Annotated in this window: 43 protein-coding genes; 37 read left to right on the forward strand and 6 right to left on the reverse strand. The window is 51.4% G+C overall.

The annotated features are described in order from the left end of the window. Positions 1-474: a bacterioferritin gene (gene bfr, locus EGO56_RS02205; RefSeq protein WP_013359241.1), complete on the forward strand. Its 474-nt coding sequence runs from the start codon at positions 1-3 to the stop codon at positions 472-474. On the opposite strand, the gene EGO56_RS02210 is transcribed toward bfr, so the two are convergent. Continuing rightward, a complete protein-coding gene (locus EGO56_RS02210) occupies positions 461-1,228 on the reverse strand; it encodes a prepilin peptidase (protein WP_135907599.1) in 768 nt (255 codons plus the stop codon). The genes bfr and EGO56_RS02210 overlap by 14 nt on opposite strands. Positions 1,229-1,621: 393 nt before the next feature. On the opposite strand from EGO56_RS02210, the gene rpsJ reads away from it, so the two are divergent. From rpsJ to EGO56_RS02370, 32 genes are all read left to right on the forward strand, one after another. Then, the gene (rpsJ, locus tag EGO56_RS02215) at positions 1,622-1,933 is read left to right on the forward strand and encodes a 30S ribosomal protein S10 (protein ID WP_001181005.1); all 312 of its coding nucleotides are present in this window, start codon (positions 1,622-1,624) and stop codon (positions 1,931-1,933) included. A gap of 32 nt (positions 1,934-1,965) precedes the next feature. Further along, positions 1,966-2,595 carry a 50S ribosomal protein L3 gene (gene rplC, locus EGO56_RS02220; protein WP_003850712.1) on the forward strand — a complete coding sequence of 210 codons (630 nt, stop codon included), beginning with the start codon at positions 1,966-1,968 and terminating at the stop codon, positions 2,593-2,595. Positions 2,596-2,605: 10 nt separating this feature from the next. Then, the gene (gene rplD / locus EGO56_RS02225; RefSeq protein ID WP_003850711.1) at positions 2,606-3,211 is read left to right on the forward strand and encodes a 50S ribosomal protein L4; all 606 of its coding nucleotides are present in this window, start codon (positions 2,606-2,608) and stop codon (positions 3,209-3,211) included. Then, the gene (gene rplW, locus EGO56_RS02230) at positions 3,208-3,510 is read left to right on the forward strand and encodes a 50S ribosomal protein L23 (RefSeq protein WP_003850708.1); all 303 of its coding nucleotides are present in this window, start codon (positions 3,208-3,210) and stop codon (positions 3,508-3,510) included. Before rplD ends, rplW begins: the two co-directional genes overlap by 4 nt. A 17-nt stretch (positions 3,511-3,527) precedes the next feature. After that, positions 3,528-4,349, forward strand: a complete 822-nt coding sequence (gene rplB / locus EGO56_RS02235) for a 50S ribosomal protein L2 (protein ID WP_013359239.1) — start codon at positions 3,528-3,530, stop codon at positions 4,347-4,349. Between the two features lie 16 nt (positions 4,350-4,365). Then, positions 4,366-4,644, forward strand: a complete 279-nt coding sequence (rpsS, locus tag EGO56_RS02240) for a 30S ribosomal protein S19 (protein WP_001138115.1) — start codon at positions 4,366-4,368, stop codon at positions 4,642-4,644. 13 nt (positions 4,645-4,657) lie between these two features. Next, a complete protein-coding gene (gene rplV, locus EGO56_RS02245; protein ID WP_008927136.1) occupies positions 4,658-4,990 on the forward strand; it encodes a 50S ribosomal protein L22 in 333 nt (110 codons plus the stop codon). A 17-nt stretch (positions 4,991-5,007) separates the two neighbouring features. After that, positions 5,008-5,706 (forward strand): 30S ribosomal protein S3, encoded by a 699-nt coding sequence (gene rpsC / locus EGO56_RS02250; RefSeq protein ID WP_008927135.1) that lies wholly within the window; start codon positions 5,008-5,010, stop codon positions 5,704-5,706. A gap of 12 nt (positions 5,707-5,718) precedes the next feature. Then, positions 5,719-6,129 (forward strand): 50S ribosomal protein L16, encoded by a 411-nt coding sequence (gene rplP, locus EGO56_RS02255; RefSeq protein ID WP_008927134.1) that lies wholly within the window; start codon positions 5,719-5,721, stop codon positions 6,127-6,129. Further along, complete coding sequence (gene rpmC / locus EGO56_RS02260; protein ID WP_003850146.1) at positions 6,129-6,320, forward strand: 50S ribosomal protein L29; 192 nt, start codon at positions 6,129-6,131, stop codon at positions 6,318-6,320. The genes rplP and rpmC overlap by 1 nt, the downstream gene beginning before the upstream one ends. Beyond that, a complete protein-coding gene (gene rpsQ / locus EGO56_RS02265) occupies positions 6,320-6,574 on the forward strand; it encodes a 30S ribosomal protein S17 (RefSeq protein ID WP_003850147.1) in 255 nt (84 codons plus the stop codon). Before rpmC ends, rpsQ begins: the two co-directional genes overlap by 1 nt. A gap of 358 nt (positions 6,575-6,932) precedes the next feature. Beyond that, positions 6,933-8,285: an 8-oxoguanine deaminase gene (locus tag EGO56_RS02270; RefSeq protein ID WP_135907600.1), complete on the forward strand. Its 1,353-nt coding sequence runs from the start codon at positions 6,933-6,935 to the stop codon at positions 8,283-8,285. Between the two features lie 248 nt (positions 8,286-8,533). Further along, entirely contained in the window at positions 8,534-8,905 is a 372-nt protein-coding gene (gene rplN, locus EGO56_RS02275; protein WP_006120590.1) for a 50S ribosomal protein L14, read from the forward strand. 10 nt (positions 8,906-8,915) lie between these two features. Then, positions 8,916-9,230, forward strand: a complete 315-nt coding sequence (rplX, locus tag EGO56_RS02280) for a 50S ribosomal protein L24 (protein ID WP_003850150.1) — start codon at positions 8,916-8,918, stop codon at positions 9,228-9,230. A 14-nt stretch (positions 9,231-9,244) separates the two neighbouring features. Then, a complete protein-coding gene (gene rplE, locus EGO56_RS02285; protein ID WP_003850155.1) occupies positions 9,245-9,784 on the forward strand; it encodes a 50S ribosomal protein L5 in 540 nt (179 codons plus the stop codon). 14 nt (positions 9,785-9,798) lie between these two features. Then, positions 9,799-10,104 (forward strand): 30S ribosomal protein S14, encoded by a 306-nt coding sequence (rpsN, locus tag EGO56_RS02290; RefSeq protein WP_008927132.1) that lies wholly within the window; start codon positions 9,799-9,801, stop codon positions 10,102-10,104. A gap of 32 nt (positions 10,105-10,136) precedes the next feature. Next, on the forward strand, positions 10,137-10,529 hold the full coding sequence (rpsH, locus tag EGO56_RS02295) for a 30S ribosomal protein S8 (protein ID WP_003850158.1): 393 nt from the start codon (positions 10,137-10,139) through the stop codon (positions 10,527-10,529). Positions 10,530-10,542: 13 nt separating this feature from the next. Beyond that, positions 10,543-11,076, forward strand: a complete 534-nt coding sequence (rplF, locus tag EGO56_RS02300) for a 50S ribosomal protein L6 (protein ID WP_013359237.1) — start codon at positions 10,543-10,545, stop codon at positions 11,074-11,076. A gap of 9 nt (positions 11,077-11,085) precedes the next feature. Beyond that, complete coding sequence (gene rplR / locus EGO56_RS02305; RefSeq protein WP_003850163.1) at positions 11,086-11,439, forward strand: 50S ribosomal protein L18; 354 nt, start codon at positions 11,086-11,088, stop codon at positions 11,437-11,439. Between the two features lie 14 nt (positions 11,440-11,453). Beyond that, on the forward strand, positions 11,454-11,954 hold the full coding sequence (rpsE, locus tag EGO56_RS02310; RefSeq protein ID WP_003850164.1) for a 30S ribosomal protein S5: 501 nt from the start codon (positions 11,454-11,456) through the stop codon (positions 11,952-11,954). 5 nt (positions 11,955-11,959) lie between these two features. Continuing rightward, entirely contained in the window at positions 11,960-12,139 is a 180-nt protein-coding gene (rpmD, locus tag EGO56_RS02315; RefSeq protein WP_003850166.1) for a 50S ribosomal protein L30, read from the forward strand. Between the two features lie 3 nt (positions 12,140-12,142). Then, a complete protein-coding gene (gene rplO / locus EGO56_RS02320; protein ID WP_003850168.1) occupies positions 12,143-12,577 on the forward strand; it encodes a 50S ribosomal protein L15 in 435 nt (144 codons plus the stop codon). Positions 12,578-12,584: 7 nt separating this feature from the next. Beyond that, on the forward strand, positions 12,585-13,916 hold the full coding sequence (secY, locus tag EGO56_RS02325; protein ID WP_003850175.1) for a preprotein translocase subunit SecY: 1,332 nt from the start codon (positions 12,585-12,587) through the stop codon (positions 13,914-13,916). A 32-nt stretch (positions 13,917-13,948) separates the two neighbouring features. After that, complete coding sequence (gene rpmJ / locus EGO56_RS02330; protein ID WP_010252805.1) at positions 13,949-14,065, forward strand: 50S ribosomal protein L36; 117 nt, start codon at positions 13,949-13,951, stop codon at positions 14,063-14,065. A 146-nt stretch (positions 14,066-14,211) separates the two neighbouring features. After that, positions 14,212-14,568, forward strand: a complete 357-nt coding sequence (gene rpsM, locus EGO56_RS02335) for a 30S ribosomal protein S13 (protein WP_003850176.1) — start codon at positions 14,212-14,214, stop codon at positions 14,566-14,568. A gap of 16 nt (positions 14,569-14,584) precedes the next feature. Next, positions 14,585-14,974 (forward strand): 30S ribosomal protein S11, encoded by a 390-nt coding sequence (gene rpsK / locus EGO56_RS02340; protein ID WP_004160563.1) that lies wholly within the window; start codon positions 14,585-14,587, stop codon positions 14,972-14,974. Between the two features lie 33 nt (positions 14,975-15,007). After that, the gene (gene rpsD / locus EGO56_RS02345; protein WP_008927131.1) at positions 15,008-15,628 is read left to right on the forward strand and encodes a 30S ribosomal protein S4; all 621 of its coding nucleotides are present in this window, start codon (positions 15,008-15,010) and stop codon (positions 15,626-15,628) included. A 25-nt stretch (positions 15,629-15,653) separates the two neighbouring features. Next, positions 15,654-16,643: a DNA-directed RNA polymerase subunit alpha gene (locus tag EGO56_RS02350; RefSeq protein ID WP_003850179.1), complete on the forward strand. Its 990-nt coding sequence runs from the start codon at positions 15,654-15,656 to the stop codon at positions 16,641-16,643. A gap of 40 nt (positions 16,644-16,683) precedes the next feature. Further along, positions 16,684-17,070 (forward strand): 50S ribosomal protein L17, encoded by a 387-nt coding sequence (gene rplQ, locus EGO56_RS02355; protein WP_003850180.1) that lies wholly within the window; start codon positions 16,684-16,686, stop codon positions 17,068-17,070. Positions 17,071-17,165: 95 nt separating this feature from the next. Further along, on the forward strand, positions 17,166-17,537 hold the full coding sequence (locus tag EGO56_RS02360; protein WP_135907601.1) for a DnaJ family domain-containing protein: 372 nt from the start codon (positions 17,166-17,168) through the stop codon (positions 17,535-17,537). Then, complete coding sequence (gene zntR / locus EGO56_RS02365) at positions 17,538-17,954, forward strand: Zn(2+)-responsive transcriptional regulator (protein WP_013359235.1); 417 nt, start codon at positions 17,538-17,540, stop codon at positions 17,952-17,954. It abuts the gene before it with no gap. Positions 17,955-18,013: 59 nt separating this feature from the next. Further along, entirely contained in the window at positions 18,014-18,298 is a 285-nt protein-coding gene (locus tag EGO56_RS02370) for an alternative ribosome-rescue factor A (protein ID WP_135907602.1), read from the forward strand. Here EGO56_RS02370 and mscL read toward each other — a convergent pair. From mscL to def, 5 genes are all read right to left on the reverse strand, one after another. Beyond that, positions 18,248-18,658 carry a large-conductance mechanosensitive channel protein MscL gene (gene mscL / locus EGO56_RS02375; protein WP_033734108.1) on the reverse strand — a complete coding sequence of 137 codons (411 nt, stop codon included), beginning with the start codon at positions 18,656-18,658 and terminating at the stop codon, positions 18,248-18,250. The two genes, EGO56_RS02370 and mscL, sit on opposite strands and share 51 nt — an antisense overlap. Positions 18,659-18,782: 124 nt before the next feature. After that, positions 18,783-20,159 (reverse strand): Trk system potassium transporter TrkA, encoded by a 1,377-nt coding sequence (gene trkA / locus EGO56_RS02380; protein ID WP_013359233.1) that lies wholly within the window; start codon positions 20,157-20,159, stop codon positions 18,783-18,785. 18 nt (positions 20,160-20,177) lie between these two features. Continuing rightward, positions 20,178-21,479 (reverse strand): 16S rRNA (cytosine(967)-C(5))-methyltransferase RsmB, encoded by a 1,302-nt coding sequence (gene rsmB / locus EGO56_RS02385; protein WP_135907603.1) that lies wholly within the window; start codon positions 21,477-21,479, stop codon positions 20,178-20,180. 49 nt (positions 21,480-21,528) lie between these two features. After that, entirely contained in the window at positions 21,529-22,473 is a 945-nt protein-coding gene (gene fmt, locus EGO56_RS02390; RefSeq protein WP_135907604.1) for a methionyl-tRNA formyltransferase, read from the reverse strand. A gap of 20 nt (positions 22,474-22,493) precedes the next feature. Further along, positions 22,494-23,006, reverse strand: coding sequence for a peptide deformylase (def, locus tag EGO56_RS02395; protein WP_013359230.1), 513 nt, complete (start codon positions 23,004-23,006; stop codon positions 22,494-22,496). Between the two features lie 115 nt (positions 23,007-23,121). Between def and dprA the strand changes: the two genes are divergently transcribed. Genes dprA through tsaC form a run of 4 tightly spaced genes read left to right on the forward strand, consistent with a single transcriptional unit; the run spans position 23,122 to position 25,840 of the window. After that, positions 23,122-24,246: a DNA-protecting protein DprA gene (gene dprA / locus EGO56_RS02400; RefSeq protein ID WP_135907605.1), complete on the forward strand. Its 1,125-nt coding sequence runs from the start codon at positions 23,122-23,124 to the stop codon at positions 24,244-24,246. Further along, on the forward strand, positions 24,218-24,691 hold the full coding sequence (smg, locus tag EGO56_RS02405) for a DUF494 family protein Smg (protein WP_013359228.1): 474 nt from the start codon (positions 24,218-24,220) through the stop codon (positions 24,689-24,691). The genes dprA and smg overlap by 29 nt, the downstream gene beginning before the upstream one ends. Before the next feature lie 24 nt (positions 24,692-24,715). After that, complete coding sequence (locus EGO56_RS02410) at positions 24,716-25,264, forward strand: DNA topoisomerase family protein (RefSeq protein ID WP_033734101.1); 549 nt, start codon at positions 24,716-24,718, stop codon at positions 25,262-25,264. 3 nt (positions 25,265-25,267) lie between these two features. Further along, positions 25,268-25,840: an L-threonylcarbamoyladenylate synthase type 1 TsaC gene (gene tsaC, locus EGO56_RS02415; RefSeq protein ID WP_135907606.1), complete on the forward strand. Its 573-nt coding sequence runs from the start codon at positions 25,268-25,270 to the stop codon at positions 25,838-25,840. Positions 25,841-25,842 lie beyond the last annotated feature (2 nt).

The raw sequence follows: 25,842 nt of genomic DNA on the forward strand, positions 1-25,842 counted from the left end.
ATGAAGGGCGATATCAAAGTTATCAGTCATCTTAATAAACTGCTTGGAAATGAACTGGTTGCCATCAATCAGTATTTTCTGCATGCGCGCATGTTTAAAAACTGGGGGCTGACGCGCCTCAACGATGTGGAGTATCACGAATCGATCGACGAGATGAAGCATGCGGACAAATACATTGAACGCATTCTCTTTCTTGAGGGCATTCCAAATCTTCAGGATCTGGGACGTCTGCGTATTGGTGAAGACGTCGAGGAGATGCTGAGTTCAGACCTGAATCTGGAGCTGGAAGGTGCTAAAGATCTGCGTGAGGCCATCTCCTATGCTGACAAGGTACATGACTATGTCAGCCGTGACATGATGATTGAAATCCTGGCTGATGAAGAGCATCACATCGACTGGATTGAAACGGAACTTGAGTTAATCCAGAAGATGGGCATCCAGAACTATCTGCAGGCTCAAATCAAAGAAGAGTGAATCGGGTCTGCAGCACGATCGTTACCCAGCCCGCAATGGCCAGGAAAGGGCCAAACGGCAGCGGGCTTTTCCCCTGAATTATCCCCCGACGCTGCAGCATTACGATTGTCGCCAGTGCCAGAAAAGTGCTTCCCAGTGCAATCCAGGGTAGTGCCTGCCATCCACAGCACGCGCCTAACGCCGCGAAAAGCTTCATATCACCATAACCTAATCCTTCGTGGCCCCGAACCTGCCGATAGCTCCAGGCAAGTAGCCACAATGTACAGTAGCCCGACAGGGCGCCCCATATCGCTGCTGTTTCATTTCCGGTTACGGTGGCGTGAAGTAATACCAGCCAGAGCAGCAGATAGCTGAGCGGGTCAGGTATACAGAAGTGGTGGTGATCAATGGCAGCCACCAGAAGCAGCAGGCTGGAGGCAGTAATGATGAAGATAGCGTCGGCAGGATCGGTGAAGCTTTGCAGCACCAGCAGGCAAAGTATTGCGACCAGCCATTCAGTGATGAAGCTTTTCGCGCCGAACGGATGATGACAGAAGCGGCATCGGCCTCTTAACCATGGCCAGCTAATCAATGGCAGCGTATCGCGCCTTAGCAGGCGCTGCTGACAACAATCACACCGTGAACCGGGAAAGCAGAGTGCGACAAACCACTGAGTGGGTGAGAGGGCGGGGGAGAAGCGCACACAGGCCAGCGAAAGAAAGCTTCCCAGTGCGCCTCCGCCAGCGAGTGCTATGAATTGAGTGAACAGTGACATGATGCTGCTCCGGATGAGAGGTTAAGAGCACTTTCATCGGCTTCTTATTCTGTGTCACCCATGGATAAATAACGGCGGAAAAGTGCTCGCAACAAAATTTGTGGTTTAACCGCTTTGCAGTACGGCATTGCGATGCGTGCCGCACGAACCGGCCACTATTTAACAGGGAAAACCGCAACACGGGTTGCTTCCTGAACAGATTTACGTATAATGCGCGGGCCTGCAGATATTGCAGGCGCGATTCGAGCAGAATCGCAGACGGCTGAAATATAGGCCGCCTGACAATACTCCCAATTGGGGAGTTATATGCTGAACGATTACACTCTCCCATCAATCGTAATGGGCTCGAGTAGTAATTTTTTTCGTCTATAAAAAGTTTGGAGCTCTGGTCTCATGCAGAACCAAAGAATCCGTATCCGTCTTAAAGCGTTTGATCATCGTCTGATCGATCAATCAACCGCGGAAATCGTTGAGACCGCCAAGCGCACTGGTGCGCAGGTTCGTGGTCCAATCCCGCTGCCAACCCGCAAAGAGCGTTTTACTGTTCTGATCTCTCCGCACGTTAACAAAGATGCGCGTGATCAGTACGAAATCCGCACTCACAAGCGTCTGGTAGACATCGTTGAGCCAACTGAAAAAACGGTTGATGCTCTGATGCGTCTGGATCTGGCTGCCGGTGTTGACGTGCAGATCAGCCTGGGTTAATCAGGTCATCGAGCGATTGAGAGGTTGAAACAATGATTGGTTTAGTCGGTAAAAAAGTGGGCATGACCCGCATCTTCACTGAAGATGGCGTTTCTATCCCCGTCACCGTAATCGAAGTTGAAGCGAACCGCGTTACTCAGGTCAAAGGCCTGGAAAACGATGGTTACCAGGCAATTCAGGTTACCACCGGTGCTAAAAAAGCAAACCGTGTGACCAAACCTGAAGCTGGTCATTTTGCTAAAGCTGGCGTTGAAGCTGGCCGTGGCCTGTGGGAATTCCGCACCGCTGAAGGTGAAGAGTACTCTGTAGGTCAGAGCATCAGCGTTGAGATTTTCGCTGAAGTTAAGAAAGTTGACGTAACCGGTACCTCTAAAGGTAAAGGTTTCGCCGGTACCGTTAAGCGCTGGAACTTCCGTACCCAGGACGCTACTCACGGTAACTCCTTGTCTCACCGCGTTCCGGGTTCTATCGGTCAGAACCAGACTCCGGGCAAAGTGTTCAAAGGCAAGAAAATGGCAGGTCAGCTGGGTAATGAGCGCGTAACCGTTCAGAGTCTGGACGTAGTACGTGTTGACGCTGAGCGCAACCTGCTGCTGGTTAAAGGTGCAGTTCCCGGTGCTACCGGTAGCGACCTGATCGTTAAACCAGCTGTGAAGGCGTAAGGGGATAGCAATGGAATTAGTATTGAAAGACGCGCAGAGCGCGCTGACTGTTTCCGAAACTACCTTCGGTCGTGATTTCAACGAAGCGCTGGTTCACCAGGTTGTTGTTGCTTACGCATCTGGCGCCCGCCAGGGTACTCGCGCGCAGAAAACTCGCGCCGAAGTAACCGGTTCAGGCAAAAAGCCATGGCGTCAAAAAGGCACCGGCCGTGCGCGTGCAGGTTCTGTAAAGAGCCCAATCTGGCGTTCAGGTGGCGTGACCTTTGCTGCGAAGCCGCAGGACCACAGTCAAAAAGTTAACAAAAAGATGTACCGCGGCGCGCTGAAAAGCATCCTGTCCGAACTGGTACGTCAAGATCGTCTGATCGTTGTCGAATCATTTGCTGTAGAAGCACCGAAAACCAAGCTGCTGGTACAGAAACTGAAAGACATGGCTCTGGAAGACGTGCTGATCATCACCGGTGAACTGGATGAGAATCTGTTCCTGGCTGCGCGTAACCTGTACAAGGTTGACGTGCGTGATGCATCCGGTATCGACCCAGTTAGCCTGATCGCCTTCGACAAAGTCGTTATGACTGCTGATGCAGTTAAGCAAGTTGAGGAGATGCTGGCATGATCCGTGAAGAACGTCTGCTGAAAGTACTGCGCGCGCCGCACGTATCTGAAAAAGCATCTAGCGCGATGGAAAAAACTAATACCATCGTTCTCAAAGTTGCTAATGACGCGACCAAAGCAGAGATCGTTGCTGCTGTTGAGAAACTGTTCGAAGTAGAAGTTAAAGACGTAAACACCCTGGTAGTTAAGGGCAAAGTTAAGCGTCAAGGACAGCGTATCGGTCGTCGTAGCGACTGGAAAAAAGCTTACGTCACCCTGAAAGAAGGCCAGAATCTGGACTTCGCTGGCGGCGCTGAGTAAGTCGGAGGAGAAAGACAATGGCAGTTGTTAAATGTAAACCGACATCTCCGGGTCGTCGCCATGTAGTTAAAGTGGTAAACGCGGAGCTGCACAAGGGCAAACCATTTGCCCCGCTGGTAGAAAAAAACAGCAAATCCGGTGGCCGTAACAACAATGGTCGTATCACTACCCGTCATATCGGTGGTGGTCACAAGCAGGCTTACCGTATTGTTGACTTCAAACGCAACAAAGATGGTATCCCGGCAACCGTTGAACGTCTTGAGTACGATCCGAACCGCTCTGCGAACATCGCACTGGTTCTGTACAAAGACGGCGAGCGCCGTTACATCCTGGCCCCTAAAGGCCTGAAAGCCGGCGACCAGATCCAATCTGGCGTTGATGCTGCGATCAAAGCAGGTAACACTCTGCCGATGCGTAACATCCCGGTGGGTTCAACCGTGCATAACGTAGAAATGAAACCAGGCAAAGGCGGTCAGATTGCTCGCTCAGCTGGTGCTTACGTGCAGATCGTTGCGCGTGAAGGTTCTTACGTTACCCTGCGTCTGCGTTCAGGTGAAATGCGTAAAGTCGAGTCTGACTGCCGCGCAACACTGGGCGAAGTCGGCAACGCTGAGCATATGCTGCGCGTTCTGGGTAAAGCTGGTGCAGCCCGTTGGCGTGGTGTTCGTCCGACCGTTCGTGGTACCGCGATGAACCCAGTTGATCACCCGCACGGTGGTGGTGAAGGTCGTAACTTTGGTAAGCACCCGGTAACTCCGTGGGGCGTTCAGACCAAAGGTAAGAAGACCCGTAGCAACAAGCGTACTGATAAATTTATCGTACGTCGCCGTAGCAAATAATATTAGAGGATAAGCCATGCCACGTTCTCTCAAGAAAGGTCCTTTTATTGACCTGCACTTGCTGAAGAAGGTAGAGAAAGCGGTGGAAAGCGGTGACAAGAAGCCTTTGCGCACTTGGTCCCGTCGTTCAACGATCTTTCCTAACATGATCGGTTTGACCATCGCTGTCCATAATGGTCGTCAGCACGTTCCTGTTTTTGTTTCCGACGAAATGGTTGGTCACAAACTGGGTGAATTCGCGCCGACACGTACTTATCGCGGTCACGCGGCTGATAAAAAAGCCAAGAAGAAATAAGTAGGAGGAAGAGATGGAAACTTTAGCTCAACATCGCCACGCTCGTTCTTCTGCTCAGAAGGTTCGCCTTGTTGCTGACCTGATTCGCGGTAAGAAAGTGTCGCAGGCACTGGACATTTTGACCTACACCAATAAGAAAGCGGCTGTACTGGTCAAAAAAGTTCTGGAATCTGCCATTGCTAACGCCGAACACAACGATGGCGCTGATATCGACGATCTGAAAATCACGAAAATTTTCGTTGATGAAGGTCCGACCATGAAACGCATTATGCCGCGTGCCAAAGGTCGTGCAGATCGCATCCTGAAGCGCACCAGCCACATTACTGTGGTTGTGTCCGATCGCTGAGACTCTGGAGACTAGCAATGGGTCAGAAAGTACATCCTAATGGTATTCGCCTGGGTATTGTAAAACCATGGAACTCTACCTGGTTTGCGAACACCAACGAATTCGCTGACAACCTGGACAGCGATTTTAAAGTACGTCAGTTCCTGACTAAAGAACTGGCTAAAGCATCTGTCTCTCGTATCGTTATCGAGCGTCCAGCGAAGAGCATCCGTGTGACTATTCACACCGCTCGTCCGGGCATCGTGATCGGTAAGAAAGGCGAAGATGTAGAAAAACTGCGCACGGTCGTCGCGAAAATCGCTGGCGTTCCTGCACAGATTAATATCGCCGAAGTCCGCAAGCCGGAACTGGACGCGAAACTGGTAGCTGACAGCATCACTTCACAGCTGGAGCGTCGTGTGATGTTCCGTCGTGCTATGAAGCGTGCAGTTCAGAACGCCATGCGTCTTGGCGCGAAGGGTATTAAAGTTGAAGTTAGCGGCCGTCTGGGTGGCGCTGAGATCGCACGTACCGAATGGTATCGTGAAGGTCGCGTGCCATTGCACACACTGCGTGCTGACATTGACTACAACACCTCTGAAGCGCACACCACTTATGGTGTAATCGGCGTTAAGGTATGGATCTTCAAAGGTGAGATCCTGGGTGGTATGGCTGCTGTTGAACAACCGGAACCGGCTGCTCAACCTAAAAAGCAGCAGCGTAAAGGCCGTAAGTAAGGAGAGTCGCTGATGTTACAACCAAAGCGTACGAAATTCCGTAAGGTGCACAAAGGCCGTAACCGCGGTCTGGCTGCGGGTACGGATGTCAGCTTCGGTACTTTCGGTCTGAAAGCTGTTGGCCGTGGTCGTCTGACTGCTCGTCAGATCGAAGCAGCACGTCGTGCTATGACCCGTGCAGTTAAGCGTCAAGGTAAGATCTGGATCCGAGTATTCCCGGACAAACCGATCACCGAGAAGCCGCTGGAAGTGCGTATGGGTAAAGGTAAGGGTAACGTAGAGTATTGGGTTGCCCTGATCCAGCCTGGTAAAGTCCTGTATGAAATGGACGGCGTACCAGAAGAGCTGGCCCGTGAAGCATTCAAGCTGGCAGCAGCAAAACTGCCTATCAAAACCACCTTTGTAACTAAGACGGTGATGTAATGAAAGCAACTGAGCTGCGTGAAAAAAGCGTTGAAGAGCTGAACACTGAGCTGCTTAATCTGCTGCGTGAGCAATTTAACCTGCGCATGCAGGCAGCATCTGGCCAACTGCAGCAGACTCATCTGCTGAAACAGGTTCGCCGTGATGTTGCACGCGTTAAGACTTTACTGACTGAGAAGGCGGGTTCGTAATGACCGATAAAATCCGTACTCTGCAGGGTCGTGTAGTAAGTGACAAAATGCAGAAATCTGCAGTTGTTGCTATCGAACGTTTTGTGAAACACCCGATCTACGGCAAATTCATCAAACGTACGACCAAGCTGCACATCCATGACGAGAACAATGAATGTGGAATTGGTGACGTGGTAGAAATTCGCGAATGCCGTCCACTGTCCAAGACTAAATCCTGGACCCTGGTTCGCGTAATCGAGAAAGCGGTTCTGTAATAAGAATTGTATTCTCTGAGGAAACCCTCTGCTTCGGCAGGGGGTTTTTTTTTGCCTGTAATCGGGGGTTGATCCATTTGTGCCTGTGACAGAGCAGATTTGATGGCGCTCAAAAATTTAGCAGATTGTCAGGTCTAAGCTGAGACGGTTCAGGCAATGAGGCCTGAAAGCTGCGGGCCATAAAGGTCCGGGTTATCATAACTGTACAAGGAAATGTGCTGTGAAAATGGAGAGTCCTGACCGCTTACGCCGGTCACTGATAAAGCTGCCACTGTTAGCTGCGTTACCTGCGATTAGCTCTGCCAAAAGCTTGCCGCTATTATCGGGTAGCACACAATCACAACCCACAGGCAATAGCATGGAACGAACTCTGTTACTGAAGAATGCTGAATGCGTGGTCTGCATGGATGCCGACCGGCGGGAAATACGGAACGCCAGTATTCTGATTAAAGGAAATCAGATCGTTGCGGTCGGGGAAGCAGGCTCGTTACCCGGTAGCGCAGATGAGATTATCGATCTGCGGGGACACATCGTTATACCTGGCCTGATCAATACGCATCATCACATGTATCAGAGTCTGACCCGGGCTATTCCTGCGGTACAAAACGGCGAACTGTTCAACTGGCTTACCCACCTCTACCCACTATGGCAGAATCTGACACCTGAGATGATTCATATCTCAACGCAGATTTCGATGGCCGAGTTAATGCTCTCCGGTTGCACCACCACCAGTGACCATCTCTATGTCTACCCTAACGGCTGTAAGCTTGACGACAGCATTGAGGCTGCAGCGTTAATGGGCATGCGTTTCCATGCCAGCCGGGGCAGCATGAGCGTCGGTAAATCACTGGGTGGCCTGCCGCCTGATTCGCTGGTTGAGAATGAAGCCGCCATCCTCAGGGACACGCAGCGTGTGATTGAGCGCTATCACGATGACAGCCACGGCTCGATGTTACGCATCGTGGTGGCACCATGTTCACCGTTCTCGGTCAGTCGTGAGCTGATGAAGCAGTCCGCTGCACTGGCACGCAGCTTCAAAGTCTCGATGCATACGCATCTGGCGGAGAACGACAGCGATATCCGCTATAGCCGCGAGAAATTCAACATGACGCCAGCGCAGTACGTTGAGGACCTTGGCTGGGTAGGGCCGGATGTCTGGCATGCACACTGCGTTAAACTGGATCAGCATGGTATGGAGCTCTTTGCCCGCACCGGAACCGGCGTCGCACACTGTCCCTGTTCAAACATGCGTCTCGGTTCGGGTATTGCACCAATACGCCACATGTGTGATGCCGGTGTCCATGTCGGTATGGGCGTGGATGGGTCAGCCTCCAATGACAGCTCAGACATGATGGCAGAGGTACGTCAGGCGATGCTGTTGCAACGCGTGGGTTTCGGCCCGGATGCGATGACGGCACGTCAGGCTCTGGAGCTGGCGACGCTGGGTGGAGCAAAAGTGCTGAATCGCGACGACGTGGGCGCCATTGCACCGGGCATGATGGCTGACCTGGCGATCTTTGACCTGAATCGCATTGGTCTTGCCGGGGCAGGGCACGATCCTGTCGCCGCCCTGGTGTTCTGTAATCCGGGGCAGGTCGCTTACAGCATCATCAACGGAAAAGTCAGGGTGCGTGACGGACAACTGGCCGGAATTGAACTGCCAGCCGTGCTGCATCAGCATAACCAACTGGCCAGAAAACTGGTTAGTTGAGTCAGAAGGGCACTTTATTAGGGAGGCGACGAAAAATAAGGCAGATTACATTTGCTACTGTTCGCACTATTCCCTAGAATACGCCCTCCCTGTCATCAGGGAAAATCAGCGGCTCGATTGAGAGCCGTTTATTTTTTCTACCCATCTGTGAGAACCGGTGTTACAATGCCGCGCCCTCAATTATGGGGCTTTCTAACGACCTGAGGTTTAGGTCCCGAAGTAGTAGTTGACATTAGCGGAGCACTAAAATGATCCAAGAACAGACTATGCTGAACGTCGCCGACAACTCCGGTGCACGTCGCGTAATGTGTATCAAGGTTCTGGGTGGCTCGCACCGTCGCTACGCAGGCGTCGGTGACATCATCAAAGTTACCATCAAGGAAGCAATTCCTCGTGGTAAAGTCAAAAAAGGTGATGTCCTGAAGGCGGTAGTGGTGCGCACCAGGAAGGGTGTTCGTCGCCCGGACGGTTCTGTCATTCGCTTCGATGGTAATGCATGCGTTATTCTGAACAATAACAGTGAGCAGCCTATCGGTACGCGTATTTTTGGGCCGGTAACTCGTGAACTTCGTACTGAAAAGTTCATGAAAATTATCTCTCTGGCACCAGAAGTACTCTAAGGAGCGAACAATGGCAGCTAAAATCCGTCGTAACGACGAAGTTATCGTGTTAACCGGTAAAGATAAAGGTAAGCGCGGTAAAGTTAAGAATGTCCTGTCTTCTGGTAAGGTCATCGTTGAAGGTATCAACCTGGTTAAAAAACATCAGAAGCCGGTTCCGGCCCTGAACCAACCAGGTGGCATCGTTGAAAAAGAAGCTGCTATTCAGGTTTCTAACGTTGCACTGTTCAACGCGGCAACTGGTAAGGCTGACCGTGTAGGCTTTAGATTCGAAGACGGCAAAAAAGTCCGTTTCTTCAAGTCTAACAGCGAAACTATCAAGTAATTTGGAGTAGTACGATGGCGAAACTGCATGATTACTACAAAGACGAAGTAGTCCAGAAACTCATGACAGAGTTTGGCTACAATTCTGTCATGCAAGTCCCTCGGGTCGAGAAGATCACCCTGAACATGGGTGTTGGTGAAGCGATCGCTGACAAGAAACTGCTGGATAACGCAGCAGCTGACCTGGCAGCAATCTCCGGTCAAAAACCGCTGGTCACCAAAGCACGCAAATCAGTTGCAGGCTTCAAAATCCGTCAGGGCTATCCGATCGGCTGTAAAGTAACTCTGCGTGGCGAGCGCATGTGGGAGTTCTTTGAGCGTCTGGTCACCATTGCAGTTCCACGTATCCGTGACTTCCGTGGCTTGTCCGCTAAGTCATTCGATGGTCGTGGCAACTACAGCATGGGTGTACGTGAGCAGATCATCTTCCCAGAAATCGACTACGACAAAGTCGATCGCGTTCGTGGTTTGGATATCACCATTACCACTACTGCGAAATCTGATGATGAAGGCCGTGCTCTGCTGGCTGCCTTTGACTTCCCGTTCCGTAAGTAAGGTAGGGTTACTTAATGGCTAAGCAATCTATGAAAGCGCGCGAAGTTAAGCGTGCAAAATTAGCAGACAAATTCTTCGCTAAACGCGCTGAACTGAAAGCGATCATCTCTGATGTGAACGCTTCCGACGAAGACCGTTGGGATGCTGTTCTGAAGCTGCAGAGTCTGCCGCGTGATTCCAGCCCTTCACGTCAGCGTAACCGCTGCCGTCAAACAGGTCGTCCGCACGGTTTCCTGCGGAAGTTTGGGTTGAGCCGTATCAAGGTCCGCGAAGCCGCCATGCGCGGTGAAATTCCGGGTCTGAAAAAGGCTAGCTGGTAATTGTCACCAATTGAATCACGGGAGTAACACAGATGAGCATGCAAGATCCGATCGCGGATATGCTGACCCGTATCCGTAACGGTCAGGCCGCGAACAAAGTTGCGGTCACCATGCCTTCCTCCAAGCTGAAATTGGCAATTGCCAACGTTCTGAAGGAAGAAGGATATATTGAAGATTTCAAAATCGAAGGCGACATCAAGCTGGAACTGGAACTTACTCTCAAGTATTTCCAGGGCAAAGCTGTTGTAGAAAGCATTCAGCGAGTAAGCCGTCCCGGCCTGCGCATCTATAAGAAAAAAGATGAGCTGCCAAAGGTAATGGCTGGTATGGGCATCGCTGTAGTTTCTACATCTAAAGGTGTCATGACTGATCGTGCAGCGCGCCAGGCAGGTCTTGGTGGCGAAATTATCTGCTACGTAGCGTAATCGGAGGATACATATGTCTCGTGTTGCTAAAGCACCTGTCGTTGTTCCTGCCGGCGTAGAGGTAAAACTCGACGGTCAGGTAATTTCGATTAAAGGTAAAAACGGCGAGCTGACTCGTACTATCAATGATGCTGTTGAAGTTAAGCATGCTGACAACGCTCTGACTTTCGCTCCGCGCGAAGGTTTCGTTGACGGCTGGGCGCAGGCGGGTACTTCTCGCGCGCTGCTGAACGCAATGGTTATCGGTGTTACCGAAGGCTTCACTAAGAAGCTGCAGCTGGTTGGTGTAGGTTATCGTGCAGCCGTTAAAGGCGACGTGGTAAACCTGTCTCTGGGCTTTTCTCATCCAGTCGATCACCAGCTGCCCGCGGGTATCACTGCAGAATGTCCAACTCAGACTGAGATCGTGCTGAAAGGCGCTGATAAACAGCTGATTGGTCAGGTTGCTGCGGACCTGCGCGCCTACCGTCGTCCTGAGCCTTATAAAGGCAAGGGTGTCCGTTACGCCGACGAAGTCGTGCGTACCAAAGAGGCTAAGAAGAAGTAAGGTAACACTATGGATAAGAAATCTGCTCGTATCCGTCGTGCGACCCGTGCACGTCGCAAGCTCAAAGAGCTGGGTGCTACTCGCCTGGTGGTACATCGTACCCCGCGTCATATTTACGCACAGGTAATCGCCCCGAACGGTTCCGAAGTTCTGGTCGCTGCTTCTACTGTAGAAAAAGCTATCACTGAACAACTGAAGTATACCGGTAATAAAGAAGCCGCAGCTGCAGTAGGTAAAGCTATCGCAGAACGCGCAATCGAAAAAGGCATCACTGGTGTTTCTTTCGACCGTTCCGGTTTCCAATATCATGGTCGCGTCCAGGCACTGGCAGATGCTGCCCGTGAAGCTGGCCTTCAGTTCTAAGGTAGAGGTCTAAGATGGCACACATCGAGAAACAAGCTGGCGAACTGCAGGAAAAACTGATCGCGGTAAACCGTGTTTCTAAAACTGTTAAAGGTGGTCGTATCTTCTCCTTCACAGCACTGACTGTGGTAGGTGACGGTAATGGTCGCGTAGGTTTTGGTTACGGTAAAGCGCGTGAAGTTCCAGCAGCGATCCAGAAAGCGATGGAGAAAGCCCGTCGCAACATGGTTAACGTCGCGCTGACCAACGGCACCCTGCAGCACCCTGTTAAAGGTGCACACACGGGTTCCCGCGTGTTCATGCAGCCGGCTTCAGAAGGTACCGGTATCATCGCCGGTGGTGCAATGCGCGCCGTTCTGGAAGTCGCTGGAGTTCATAACGTACTGGCAAAAGCCTATGGTTCTACTAACCCGATTAACGTGGTTCGTGCAACTATCGACGGCCTGGGCAATATGAAATCTCCGGAAATGGTCGCTGCTAAGCGTGGTAAATCCGTTGAAGAAATTCTGGGGTAATCACGATGGCTAAGACTATTAAAATCACTCAAACCCGTAGTTCAATCGGCCGCTTGCCTAAGCATAAAGCCACTCTGGTTGGCCTGGGTCTGCGTCGTATTGGCCACACCGTTGAGCGTGAAGACACGCCTGCAGTACGCGGTATGGTTAACGCGGTTTCCTATATGGTTAAAGTGGAGGAGTAAGAGATGCGTTTAAATACTCTGTCTCCGGCCGAAGGGTCTAAGCACGCTACCAAGCGTCTGGGTCGTGGTATCGGTTCTGGCCTCGGAAAAACCGGTGGTCGTGGTCACAAAGGTCAGAACTCACGTTCTGGCGGTGGCGTACGTCGCGGTTTCGAAGGTGGTCAGATGCCTCTGTACCGTCGTCTGCCGAAGTTCGGTTTCACCTCTCGCAAAGCAATGATCACCACAGAGATTCGTCTGTCTGATCTGGCGAAAGTTGAAGGCGGTATCGTCGACCTGAACGCGCTGAAAGCAGCCAACATTGTCGGTGTTCAGATTGAATTCGTTAAAGTAATTCTGTCTGGTGAAGTATCTACACCGGTAACGGTTCGCGGCCTGCGTGTCACCAAAGGTGCTCGTGCTGCAATCGAAGCTGCTGGCGGTAAAATCGAGGAATAAGTAGCAGATGGCTAAACAACCGGGATTAGATTTTCAAAGTGCCAAAGGCGGCTTTGGTGAGCTGAAACGCAGACTGCTGTTTGTAATCGGCGCACTCATTGTCTTCCGTATTGGCTCTTTTATTCCAATCCCTGGTATTGATGCCACTGTACTTGCCAAACTGCTTGAGCAACAGCGTGGCACCATCATTGAAATGTTTAACATGTTCTCTGGTGGTGCTCTCAGCCGTGCTTCTATTTTCGCACTGGGTATCATGCCGTATATTTCGGCATCGATTATCATCCAGTTATTAACGGTGGTTCATCCAGCGTTAGCGGAAATTAAGAAAGAAGGGGAGGCTGGCCGTCGTAAGATTAGCCAGTACACCCGATACGGTACGTTGGTATTGGCCATATTTCAGTCGATCGGTATTGCTACCGGTCTGCCGAATATGCCAGGGATGCAAGGCCTGGTCATGAATCCAGGCTTTGCTTTCTACTTTACCGCTGTTGTGAGTCTGGTCTCAGGAACGATGTTCCTGATGTGGCTGGGCGAACAGATTACTGAGCGTGGTATCGGTAACGGTATTTCGATCATTATCTTCGCAGGTATTGTTGCGGGTCTTCCGCCGGCCATTGGCCATACCATCGAGCAAGCGCGGCAAGGCGACCTGCACTTCCTTCTGTTGCTGTTGGTTGCAGTACTCGTATTCGCAGTGACCTTCTTTGTTATCTTCGTTGAACGTGGTCAGCGCCGCATTGTGGTGAACTACGCAAAACGTCAGCAGGGTCGTCGCGTTTACGCTGCACAGAGCACACATTTACCGTTGAAAGTGAATATGGCGGGTGTTATTCCAGCCATCTTTGCTTCCAGCATTATTCTGTTCCCGGCAACGATTGCATCGTGGTTTGGGGGCGGTACCGGTTGGAACTGGCTGACAACAATTTCGCTGTATTTGCAGCCAGGACAGCCGCTTTATGTGCTACTCTATGCGACTGCAATCATCTTCTTCTGTTTCTTCTATACGGCGTTGGTTTTCAACCCACGTGAAACAGCAGATAACCTGAAGAAGTCTGGTGCATTCGTACCGGGAATTCGTCCGGGAGAGCAAACGGCGAAGTATATTGATAAAGTAATGACGCGACTGACCTTAATCGGCGCGCTGTATATTACTTTTATCTGCCTTATCCCGGAGTTCATGCGTGATGCGATGAAGGTTCCCTTCTACTTTGGCGGTACTTCACTGCTCATCGTAGTTGTCGTCATCATGGACTTTATGGCTCAAGTGCAAACTCTGATGATGTCCAGTCAGTATGAGTCGGCACTGAAGAAAGCTAACCTGAAAGGCTACGGCCGTTAATTCAGTTGGTTGAGAAGTTACGGAGAGTAAAAATGAAAGTTCGTGCTTCCGTCAAGAGATTATGTCGTAACTGCAAAATCATTCGTCGCGACGGTGTCGTACGTGTGATCTGCAGCGCCGAGCCAAAGCATAAACAGCGCCAAGGCTGATTTTGTCACATATTTTTCTTGCAAAGTCGGGTTGAGCTGGCTAGATTAGCCAGCCAATCTTTTGTATGTCAGTACGTTTCCATTTGAGTATCCTGAAAACGGGCTTTTCAGCATGGGACGTGCTTGTTTAATTATAGGAGTGCATAGTGGCCCGTATAGCAGGCATTAACATTCCTGATCAAAAACATACCGTTATCGCATTAACTTCGATCTTCGGTATCGGTAAAACCCGTTCAAAAGCCATCTGCGCTTCAACGGGTATTGCTGAAAATGTTAAGATCAGTGAGCTGTCTGAAGAACAAATTGATCAGCTGCGTGATGCAGTTGCGAAATTCGTTGTAGAAGGTGATCTGCGCCGTGAAATCACCCTGAGCATCAAGCGTCTTATGGACCTTGGTTGCTACCGTGGTTTGCGCCATCGTCGTGGTCTTCCGGTTCGCGGTCAGCGTACTAAGACCAACGCACGTACCCGTAAGGGTCCGCGTAAACCGATCAAGAAATAATCGGGGTGAGTAAATAATGGCAAAGGCACCAGTTCGTGCACGCAAGCGTGTAAGAAAACAAGTCTCAGATGGCGTGGCTCATGTCCATGCTTCTTTTAACAACACCATCGTTACCATTACTGATCGTCAGGGTAACGCACTGGGTTGGGCAACCGCCGGTGGTTCCGGTTTCCGCGGTTCACGTAAATCCACTCCGTTTGCTGCTCAGGTCGCTGCAGAGCGCTGTGCAGAAGCGGTAAAAGATTACGGAATTAAGAACCTGGAAGTTATGGTAAAGGGTCCGGGTCCAGGTCGCGAATCTACGATTCGTGCTTTGAACGCCGCTGGTTTCCGCATCACTAATATTACTGATGTGACTCCGATCCCTCATAACGGTTGTCGTCCGCCGAAAAAACGTCGCGTATAACGCCCGTTTTTTTAGGATAGTTGGAGAAAGAAAATGGCAAGATATTTGGGTCCTAAGCTCAAGCTGAGCCGTCGTGAGGGCACTGACTTATTCCTTAAGTCTGGCGTTCGCGCGATTGATTCCAAGTGTAAGATTGAACAAGCCCCTGGTCAGCATGGTGCGCGTAAACCGCGTCTGTCTGATTACGGCGGTCAGTTACGTGAAAAGCAGAAAGTTCGTCGTATCTACGGCGTGCTGGAGCGTCAGTTCCGTAACTATTACAAAGAAGCAGCTCGTCTGAAAGGCAACACCGGTGAAAACCTGTTGGCTCTGCTGGAAGGTCGTCTGGACAACGTAGTTTATCGTATGGGCTTTGGTGCCACTCGTGCAGAAGCACGTCAGCTGGTGAGCCATAAGTCTGTTCTGGTAAATGGCCGCGTTGTTAACATCGCTTCTTATCAGGTATCTCCGAATGATGTCGTTAGCATCCGTGAGAAAGCCAAAAAGCAATCTCGCGTGAAGGCCGCTCTGGAGCTGGCTGAGCAGCGTGAAAAGCCAACCTGGCTGGAAGTTGATGCGACTAAGATGGAAGGTGTGTTCAAGCGTATTCCTGAACGTACTGATCTGTCTGCGGACATTAACGAACACCTGATCGTCGAGCTTTACTCCAAGTAAGGCTTAGTACCAAAGAGAGGACACAATGCAGGGTTCTGTGACAGAGTTTCTAAAACCGCGCCTGGTAGATATCGAGCAAGTGAGTTCGACGCACGCCAAGGTGACCCTTGAGCCTTTAGAGCGTGGCTTTGGCCATACTCTTGGTAACGCACTGCGCCGTATTCTGCTTTCATCCATGCCGGGTTGCGCGGTGACCGAGGTTGAAATTGATGGTGTACTTCATGAGTACAGCACCAAAGAGGGCGTACAGGAAGATATCCTGGAAATCCTGCTCAACCTGAAAGGGCTGGCGGTAAGAGTTCAGGGTAAAGATGAAGTTATTCTGACCCTGAATAAATCTGGCATTGGCCCTGTGACTGCAGCCGACATTACCCATGATGGTGATGTCGAAATCGTCAAGCCTCAGCATGTCATTTGCCATCTGACCGATGAGAACGCTGCTATCAGCATGCGTATCAAAGTTCAGCGTGGACGTGGCTATGTGCCGGCTTCTGCCCGAATTCATTCGGAAGAAGATGAGCGCCCAATCGGCCGCCTGCTAGTTGACGCTTGCTACAGCCCTGTAGACCGTATCGCCTACAATGTTGAAGCAGCGCGTGTAGAGCAGCGCACCGACCTGGACAAGCTGGTCATCGAAATGGAAACCAACGGCACAATCGATCCTGAAGAGGCGATTCGTCGTGCGGCAACCATTCTGGCAGAACAACTTGAAGCTTTCGTTGACTTACGTGATGTACGTCAGCCGGAAGTTAAAGAAGAGAAACCAGAATTCGATCCGATCCTGCTGCGCCCTGTTGACGATCTGGAATTGACTGTCCGCTCTGCTAACTGCCTTAAGGCAGAAGCTATCCACTACATCGGTGATCTGGTACAGCGTACCGAGGTTGAGCTGCTTAAAACGCCTAACCTTGGTAAAAAATCTCTTACTGAGATTAAAGATGTGCTGGCTTCGCGTGGTCTTTCTCTGGGCATGCGCCTCGAGAACTGGCCGCCAGCAAGCATTGCTGATGAATAATCAGATCACAGGTTAAGGTTTCACTGAGAAGGATAAGGTCATGCGCCATCGTAAGAGTGGTCGTCAACTGAACCGCAACAGCAGCCATCGTCAGGCTATGTTCCGCAACATGGCCGGTTCTCTGGTTCGTCATGAGATCATCAAAACGACTCTGCCGAAAGCCAAAGAACTGCGTCGCGTAGTTGAGCCGCTGATTACTCTTGCCAAGACCGACAGCGTAGCTAATCGTCGTCTGGCATTCGCCCGTACTCGTGATAACGAGATCGTGGCAAAACTGTTTAATGAGCTGGGCCCGCGTTTCGCGAGCCGTGCCGGTGGTTACACTCGTATTCTGAAGTGTGGCTTCCGTGCTGGTGACAACGCTCCGATGGCTTACATCGAGCTGGTTGATCGTCCAGAAGCTCAAGCAGAAGCAGCCGCAGAGTAATCTGTAGCAACGTAAAAAACCCGCTTCGGCGGGTTTTTTATTGCCTGAAATTTACTACCTTAGAAAGATGTCTTTCATGTTCAAAGGAGCCGATTATGTGGCTGGTTGATGAACTTGCGGAACAGCATATTAAGGCAGCGCTGGAAAAGGGTGAGCTTAGCAATCTTCCGGGCTCTGGAAAGCCATTACAGCTGGATGATGACAGCTATGTTCCTCCTGAATTAAGAGCGGGCTACCGGCTACTGAAAAACGCGGGCTTTCTGCCGCCGGAGCTGGAGTTAAGACGGGAGGCGATGGAAGTGAACGATCTTATTCGCCAGCTCGATCCCGAGGATCATCGCTATCAGGATCATTGTCATCGGCTTCAGTTGCTGGCGCTTCGATTACGCCAGGCGGGTATGAGCACGGATTTTCTGCATGGCGATTATTCGACAGCTCTTCAGAATCACTTCAGTGAGGAGGAGTAGATGTTTCGCATCGGACAGTTAGCTAAGCTTGCTGACGTCACGCCAGATACCATCCGTTTTTATGAAAAACAGCAGATGATGGATCATGACGGTCGTACGGAAGGAGGATTTCGCCTTTATACCGAGGCCGATCTTCAGCGTCTGAAATTTATCCGCTACGGTCGGAAACTTGGGTTTAGCCTTGAAGCCATCAGAGAGCTACTTTCTATCCGGGTCGATCCTGCGCATCATACCTGTCAGGAATCGAAAGCGATCGTTGAAAAGCGATTAAGTGAAGTGGCTCAGATGATCGCAGAATTGGAAACGATGCAGCGCTCTTTGCGACACCTCTCGGATGCGTGTTGTGGTGACAGTCACAGTAGCATTTCGTGCTCAATTCTTGAGGCACTGGAGCGGGGAGAGGCGCTGAGTAAATAAGCATCTTGTTATTTTGCTGCAAAGGAATAGAGTATCTGACCATCTCAACAGGAGGCGTTATGAGTAAATATCAGCATACTAAAGGGCAAATTCGCGATAACGCGATTCAGGCTTTGCTGCACGACCCGTTATTTCGACAACGTATCGAGCAGAAGCAAAAGGGTAAGGGCAGTTTTAAGCGGAAAGAGAAACATGGCAAGGGGACTGGATGGGAGGGCAGTGATAAGAAAGCGTCTTATCACTGCCCTTCTGCTTTTACAGTAAAAAAAACCGCCCTGGAGGCGGCTTATTCACTATACCCGGGTGTTCTGCTGTTTCAGCAGATCGCGGATTTCGGTCAGTAAGACTTCTTCATTTGACGGTTTAGCAACCGGCTTCTCAACTTCCTTTTTCTTATACAGACGATTCATCAACTTAATCGCCATAAAGATCGCGAAAGCGATAATGACGAAATCAAAGATGGTCTGAAGGAAGATACCGTACTGCATAACAACAGCTGGCGCATCGCCTGTTGCGGGCTTAAGAACCCATGCGAATGATTTGAAATCGACTCCGCCGATCAGCAAGCCTAATGGTGGCATGATGATATTAGCGACTAATGATGAAACGATTTTACCGAATGCTGCACCAATGATGACACCTACGGCTAAATCCATTACGTTGCCGCGCATTGCGAAATCACGAAACTCTTTGATTAAACTCATACTTATCTCCTTGCCCAAGCCAACGCCATAAAGTCTAACAAACCTCACTGTTTTTGCCATCAACACAGCCAATTAAGCGGCAGTTTTGCATGCAGCATGCTGAGTTAGCCTGTAAAAGCGGCATTTACAGGAAAAATGGACTCGGCTGGAAGAGGCGCTCCACATCTGACACGAATTTCTTGTCGGTCAGGAACATGATGACATGATCGCCTTGTTCAATACGCAGGTTATCATTGGCAATCATCACATCATCACCACGAACGACTGCGCCAATAATGGTCCCTGGCGGCAATTTGATGTCATCAATCGAACGCCCCACAACGCGTGACGTCGACTCGTCACCATGCGCTATCGCTTCGATCGCCTCAGCTATACCGCGTCGTAACGATGAAACGCCCACGATATCCGCTTTGCGCACATGACCCAGCAGAGCCGAGATCGTGGCTTGCTGAGGGGAAATAGCGATATCGATGACGCTGCCCTGGACCAGATCGACGTAAGCGCGGCGCTGAATCAGTACCATCACTTTTTTCGCACCCATCTTTTTCGCCAGCATGGCTGACATGATGTTGGCTTCATCATCGTTGGTGACGGCGATAAACAGATCGACCTGCTCAACGTGTTCTTCAGCGAGCAGCTCCTGATCGGACGCATCGCCATAAAACACCACGGTGTCATGCAGATGTTCTGCGAGTTCCGCTGCGCGCTGGGGATTCCGTTCAATCAGCTTAACGCTGTAGTGCTTCTCAAGCCGCTGCGCCAGACCGAAACCGATGTTGCCGCCACCGACCAGCATAATCCGTTTATAAGGTTTCTCGAGCCGCTGCATTTCACTCATCACCGCACGAATATTCTGGCTGGCAGCGATGAAGAACACTTCATCACCTGCTTCTACGATGGTTGAACCCTGCGGACGAATAGGACGATCCTGCCGGAATATAGCGGCTACGCGCGTATCAATGTGTGGCATGTGCTCACGCATGATCGAGAGCGGATTTCCTACCAGCGGCCCGCCATAATAGGCTTTTACCACTGCCAGACTGACTTTTCCCTCAGCAAAGTTAACCACCTGCAATGCACCAGGATACTGAATCAGCCGGTAGATATTGTCGATTACCAGCTGCTCAGGTGAGATCAGATGATCGATAGGCACCGCTTCAGGTATAAACAACTTGTCTGCATCACGCAGATAGTCGGCCGCGCGGATACGGGCGATGCGATTCGGCGTATTGAAAAGCGAATAAGCAATCTGGCAGGCGATCATGTTGGTTTCATCCGAGTTGGTTACGGCAACCAGCATGTCGGCATCTTCCGCACCCGCCTCACGCAGAATTCGCGGATGAGAACCATGGCCCTGAACAACGCGCAAATCAAACTTATCCTGCAGATGACGCAGGCGCGAAGAGTCAGTATCGACCACCGTAATGTCGTTGTTTTCACCCACCAGATTTTCTGCCAGAGTTCCGCCAACCTGTCCTGCGCCCAGAATGATTATTTTCATCGCTTATCAATACTCATCTCAGTTTGTACCCGATTTCTTTATCAGCTTAGCGTAGAAGAAACCATCTCCGCCTTCGGCCTGCGGGAATACCTGCAAGCCGTTCGCCGGTGCACCCCTGAGGGATTCTGCCTGAGCATCGTGCTGGCGTTGCAGGAAAGCCTCAATCTGCTGATGATTCTCTTCAGGCAGGATAGAGCAGGTGGCATAAATCAGCGTACCGCCTGGTTTCAGGTGCGGCCAGATGGCGTCAAGAATTTCACTCTGAAGCTTTGCCAGCTCGGCGATATCGCGATCGCGACGCAGCCATTTAATATCAGGATGGCGTCGGATTACACCGGTCGCAGAGCAGGGCGCATCCAGCAGAATACGGTCAAACTGACGATCACCGCACCACTGTTGCGGCGTTCGTCCATCACCCTGTTTAACGTGTGCTTTCATGCCTAGTCGTTGCAGATTTTCCTCAACACGTTTAAGGCGCTGCGCATCTACGTCGACGGCCATCACTTCTGCTTCCGGCGCAATTTCAAGGATGTGGGTCGTTTTACCGCCAGGCGCCGCGCATAAATCCAGAATCTGTTCGCCATTTTGCGGTTCAAGCAGCAAAGCACAGCGCTGAGCGGATAAATCCTGCACGGTCACCCAACCCTGATCAAAGCCGGGTAGCTGGCTGACCGGGGCAGGCGCGTCAAGCCTCAGCGCATCCGGTACGTCGTCAGCGGGTTGTGCATTTCTGTCGCTTTCAACCAGCATGGCCAGCCATGCGTCACGATTGTGGTGCTGGCGGTTAACCCGCAGCCACATCGGCGGACGCTGATTATTGGCTTCCACAATCTGCTGCCACTGTTTCGGCCAGGCATGCTGCAATCGCTTTAGCAGCCATCCCGGATGCAGATAACGCTGTGGGCCATCCTGAATGCTGGCGAGCAGCTCTTCCCGCTGGCGCTGAAACTGGCGTAATACACCATTTAACAACCCTTTCAGGCTGGTACGCTTCAGAACTTCAGCGCCCGCGACGGTTTCTGCCAGTGCGGCATGGGCAGGCACGCGGGTATATTCCAGCTGATAAAGCCCGACCATGATCAGATAGTGCAGAACCCGCTGTTTGCCGGTCAGTGGACGCTCCATCAGTTTGCCGATCAGCGCTTCCAGCTGCGGCAATGTGCGCAATACGCCAAAACAGATTTCCTGCACTAACGCGCTATCTTTGTCAGAGAGTTTTTTCTGGGCGGCCGGCAGTGCGGTATTCAGGGATTCGCCTTTGTCGACCACACGCTCAATAAGTTGAGCGGAAAGGCTTCGCAGGTTGATAGATTTAGTCATAGGGTTTTGTCATCAAACAAAAGGCCCGGTGAGTGACCGGGCCTGGGAGTCAGTCGAGAAGGGTTCCAGGTTCAAACCATTCCCGGCGCGAGTTGAGAAGATCCTGAGCCGACATCGGTTTTTTACCGGCAGGCTGCAACTGCAGCAGATTCAGTACACCCTGAGCCGTCGCGACCTGTATGCCATGCTTATCCGCACTGATAATTTCACCCGGCGAACGATCGCTGTGCGGCAGAACGCTTGCCTGCCAGACTTTTACGGGTTGATCATCAATGGTGAAAAAGCTCATTGGCCACGGGTTAAACGCGCGAATACAACGTTCAAGCTGGTCTGCAGAGAGGGTCCAGTCGAGACGTGCCTCCTCTTTGCTAAGTTTCTCAGCATAGTTGGCCAGTGTTTCATCCTGCTTTTCAGGTGAAGCCTGTCCAGTGCTCAGTAACGTCAGCGTATCCAGCAGCCCCTGTGGACCAAGCTGCGCGAGCTTGTCATAGAGCGTTGCACTGGTATCTTCAGCGGTAATCGGGCAAGCCAGCTTATGCAGCATATCGCCAGTATCCAGGCCTACGTCCATCTGCATGATGGTCACGCCGGTTTCGCTGTCGCCAGCCCACAGTGCGCGCTGAATAGGCGCGGCTCCACGCCAGCGCGGCAGTAGCGAACCATGAACGTTGATGCAGCCGAGACGTGGCATATCCAGTACGGCCTTTGGCAGAATCAATCCGTAGGCCACAACGACCATCACGTCTGCCTTCAGATCAGCGACCAGTTGCTGATTTTCATCAGGTCGCAGTGACTTAGGCTGATAAACCGGAATGTCATGTGCCAGCGCCAGCGTTTTGACCGGGCCCGGCGTGAGTTTGTTACCGCGACCCGCAGGACGGTCGGGTTGGGTAAATACGCCGATAACCTGATGTTCAGAAGCAAGCAGCGCGTCAAGATGACGCGCTGCGAAGTCAGGTGTGCCGGCAAAGATGATTTTTAGCGGGGCAGACACGTTTATCCCTTCTTAAGATCTCAGGAAGCCTGCGCGTTTTGACGCGCCAGTTTCTCTAACTTAGTTTTGATTCGTTGCCGCTTCAGAGGCGACAGATAATCAATAAACAGTTTGCCTTCCAGATGATCAATCTCATGCTGGATGCAGATGGCCAGTAACTCGCTGGCTTCCAGCTCGAAACTTTTACCATCACGATCAAGTGCGCGAACCTTTACCCGCTCGGCACGCGGAACAAATGCGCGCTGTTCCGGAATAGAGAGGCAGCCCTCTTCAATACCGGTTTCGCCGCTTTTTTCCAGCAGCTCAGGGTTAATCAGGACTAAACGCTCTTCACGACTTTCAGAGACATCAATCACGATAATGCGCTGATGAATATCGACCTGCGTAGCCGCAAGACCGATACCTTCTTCGGCATACATCGTCTCGAACATATCATCAACGATACGCTGAATGTCTGCGTTAACTTCTTTAACGGGCGCAGCGACTTTGCGAAGACGCTCGTCAGGGAAATGTAATACCTGCAAAACTGACATAAATATCCAGATCTGTATTCGGTTAAGAAAAGATTACTGCCTCATATTGTAGACTTTTCGAGGCCTGATTGACAGCATTGTGCGGCAGGAAGCAAGGGCGATCAGGGAGCAGGAGATGGACAAAACAGGGCAGTATGTGCGGCTGGCGGCCGTCACCGGAATGACAGGAAAACGCTGGGTTGAGGTGGCGCAGCAGACAGGTGCCGGACTGGCAGACGATGAGGAGCTTATCCGGCTTGGGTTAGATGCCAGCCAGCGGCAGCAATATTATGAATTTAATGAAAAAAATATTGAGGAAGTCTGTTCCTGGCTGGCGCAGAGTCCGGCTCATCATCTGATTACCGCTCTGGATGCAGCTTATCCAGCCCGTCTTAAAGAAACTAATCGCTTTCCGCCGCTGCTTTATATTGATGGCGATCCTGCTGTTATCAGTACACCACAGTTAGCAATTGTAGGAAGCCGGAACAGCTCTCATTATGGCCGTTACTGGTGTGACTGGTTTACCCAGCATTTAAGCCTGGGCGGATTGACCATCACCAGCGGACTGGCGCGGGGTATTGATGGCGTTGCGCATCAGGCCGCACTTAACGTGGGCGGTAAAACGGTGGCGGTGTTAGGAAGCGGGTTGCAGCATCTTTATCCCAAAAACCATACCCGTCTTGCCGCAGAGATTGTCGGGCAGGGCGGTGCTATCGTTTCTGAGTTTCCACTGACGACCATACCGCACCCCCTTAATTTTCCACGCCGTAATCGTATCATTAGCGGCCTGAGCCACGGTGTGCTGGTGGTAGAAGCCTCGCTGAAAAGTGGCTCACTGGTGACGGCCCGCTATGCGCTGGAGCAAAATCGCAATGTCTATGCCTTACCTGGCGCGCTCGGCAACCCGTTAAGCGAAGGCGTAAACTGGCTGATTCAGCAGGGCGCGCTGCTGGTGGCTCATCCCAATAACATCACAGAAGATCTGGCAAATGCACTTAACTGGCTACCCGTAGCTCAGGCGGATGAAATTTATTCTGAGGTGAGGGACGATGCTCCATTGCCATTTGCTGATGTGTTGGCTAACGTAGGAGATGATGTTACACCTGTTGACGTTGTCGCTGAACGTGCCGGCCAATCTGTGCCAGTTATCTCAGCTCAGTTGCTGGAACTGGAGTTAGCAGGATGGATCGCAGCTGTACCCGGCGGCTATGTCCGATTGAGGAGGGCATGCCATGTTCGACGTACTGATGTACTTGTTTGAGACATATATCCACAACGAAGCAGAAATGGGTGTTGATCAGGACAGATTGACAGATGACCTGACGGATGCCGGGTTCCATCGTGAAGATGTTTACAGTGCGCTGAACTGGTTAGAAAGACTGGCTGACTATCAGGAAGGACTGGTAGAACCGATTTTACTGACAAATGATCCGCTCTCCATGCGTATTTATACCGATGAAGAGAGCAAACGTTTAGATGCTGACAGCCGTGGTTTCCTGCTGTTCCTGGAGCAGATTCAGGTGCTGAACCTGGAAACCCGTGAAATGGTCATCGAACGTATCATGGCGCTGGATACCTCTGAGTTTGATCTGGAGGATCTCAAATGGGTGGTGCTGATGGTGTTGTTCAACATCCCGGGATGTGAAAATGCCTATCAGCAGATGGAAGAACTGCTATTCGACGCCAATGAAGGTATGCTGCATTAAATTTCCTTTCATGCATTGATCGCTATGAGTAAAGCTGCACTCTTCACCGTGCGTAAACAGGATCCCTGCCCCGCTTGCGGGGCAGAACTGGTTATCCGCTCCGGTAAACACGGTCCTTTTCTGGGCTGTGCGAACTACCCGGCTTGTGACTACATTCGACCTTTAAAAGGTCAGGCCGATGGCCATGTGGTCAAAGTGCTGGAAGGACACGCCTGTCCTGAATGTGGTGCGGATAAAGTGTTGCGGCAGGGACGTTTTGGTATGTTTATCGGCTGCAGCCTCTATCCGGAATGCGGATACACAGAAACCATCGATAAACCGGATGAAACCTCGCTGGCCTGTCCACAGTGCCATGAAGGCCGGTTAGTTCAGCGGCGTTCCCGTTATGGCAAAACGTTTCACTCCTGCGATCGTTATCCGGCCTGCCAGTTTGTCGTCAATCTGACACCCGTTGCCGGAATCTGTCCTTATTGTGAGTATCCGCTGTTAGTTGAGAAAAAGACGGCGCAGGGCGTTAAGCGCTTCTGCGCCAGTAAGAGTTGTGGCAAAGCCATCGCTGAAGAGAATTCATAGACCATGGAAAATCAACACCTCGCCGATTCACTTGAGACCTGTTTAGAGCATCTGAATCGTCAGGCGGTCATCGCCTATCCTACGGAAGCCGTATTTGGTCTGGGCTGTGACCCTGACAGTGAATCTGCCGTTATGGCGTTGCTGGCGCTGAAACAGCGCCCGGTAGAGAAGGGGCTCATCCTGATTGCGGCTGATTACAGTCAGCTAGAACCTTACATCTCGGCGCGCGAACTTTCTGTAGTCCAGCGAGAGCGGATGTTTGCCTGCTGGCCCGGCCCGGTGACTTTTGTCGTGCCCGTGCCGCCACAGACGCCTCGCTGGCTTACCGGACAGTTTGATTCACTGGCCATTCGCGTCAGTGACCATCCGGATGTTCAGGCGCTATGTCGGGCGTTTGGCAAACCGCTGGTCTCGACCAGCGCAAACCTGTCAGGTCAGCCTCCCTGCCGTACGGCTGAAGAAGTGAAGCAGCAGTTTGGTGAGACGTTCCCGGTTCTGTCGGGTAAAACGGGTGGACGGCTCAATCCTTCTGAAATCCGCGATGTCATTAGCGGCGAACTCATACGTCAGGGTTAATT

The sequence above is a fragment of the Pantoea vagans genome, from assembly GCF_004792415.1.
In the GTDB taxonomy this organism is placed as follows: domain Bacteria; phylum Pseudomonadota; class Gammaproteobacteria; order Enterobacterales; family Enterobacteriaceae; genus Pantoea; species Pantoea vagans.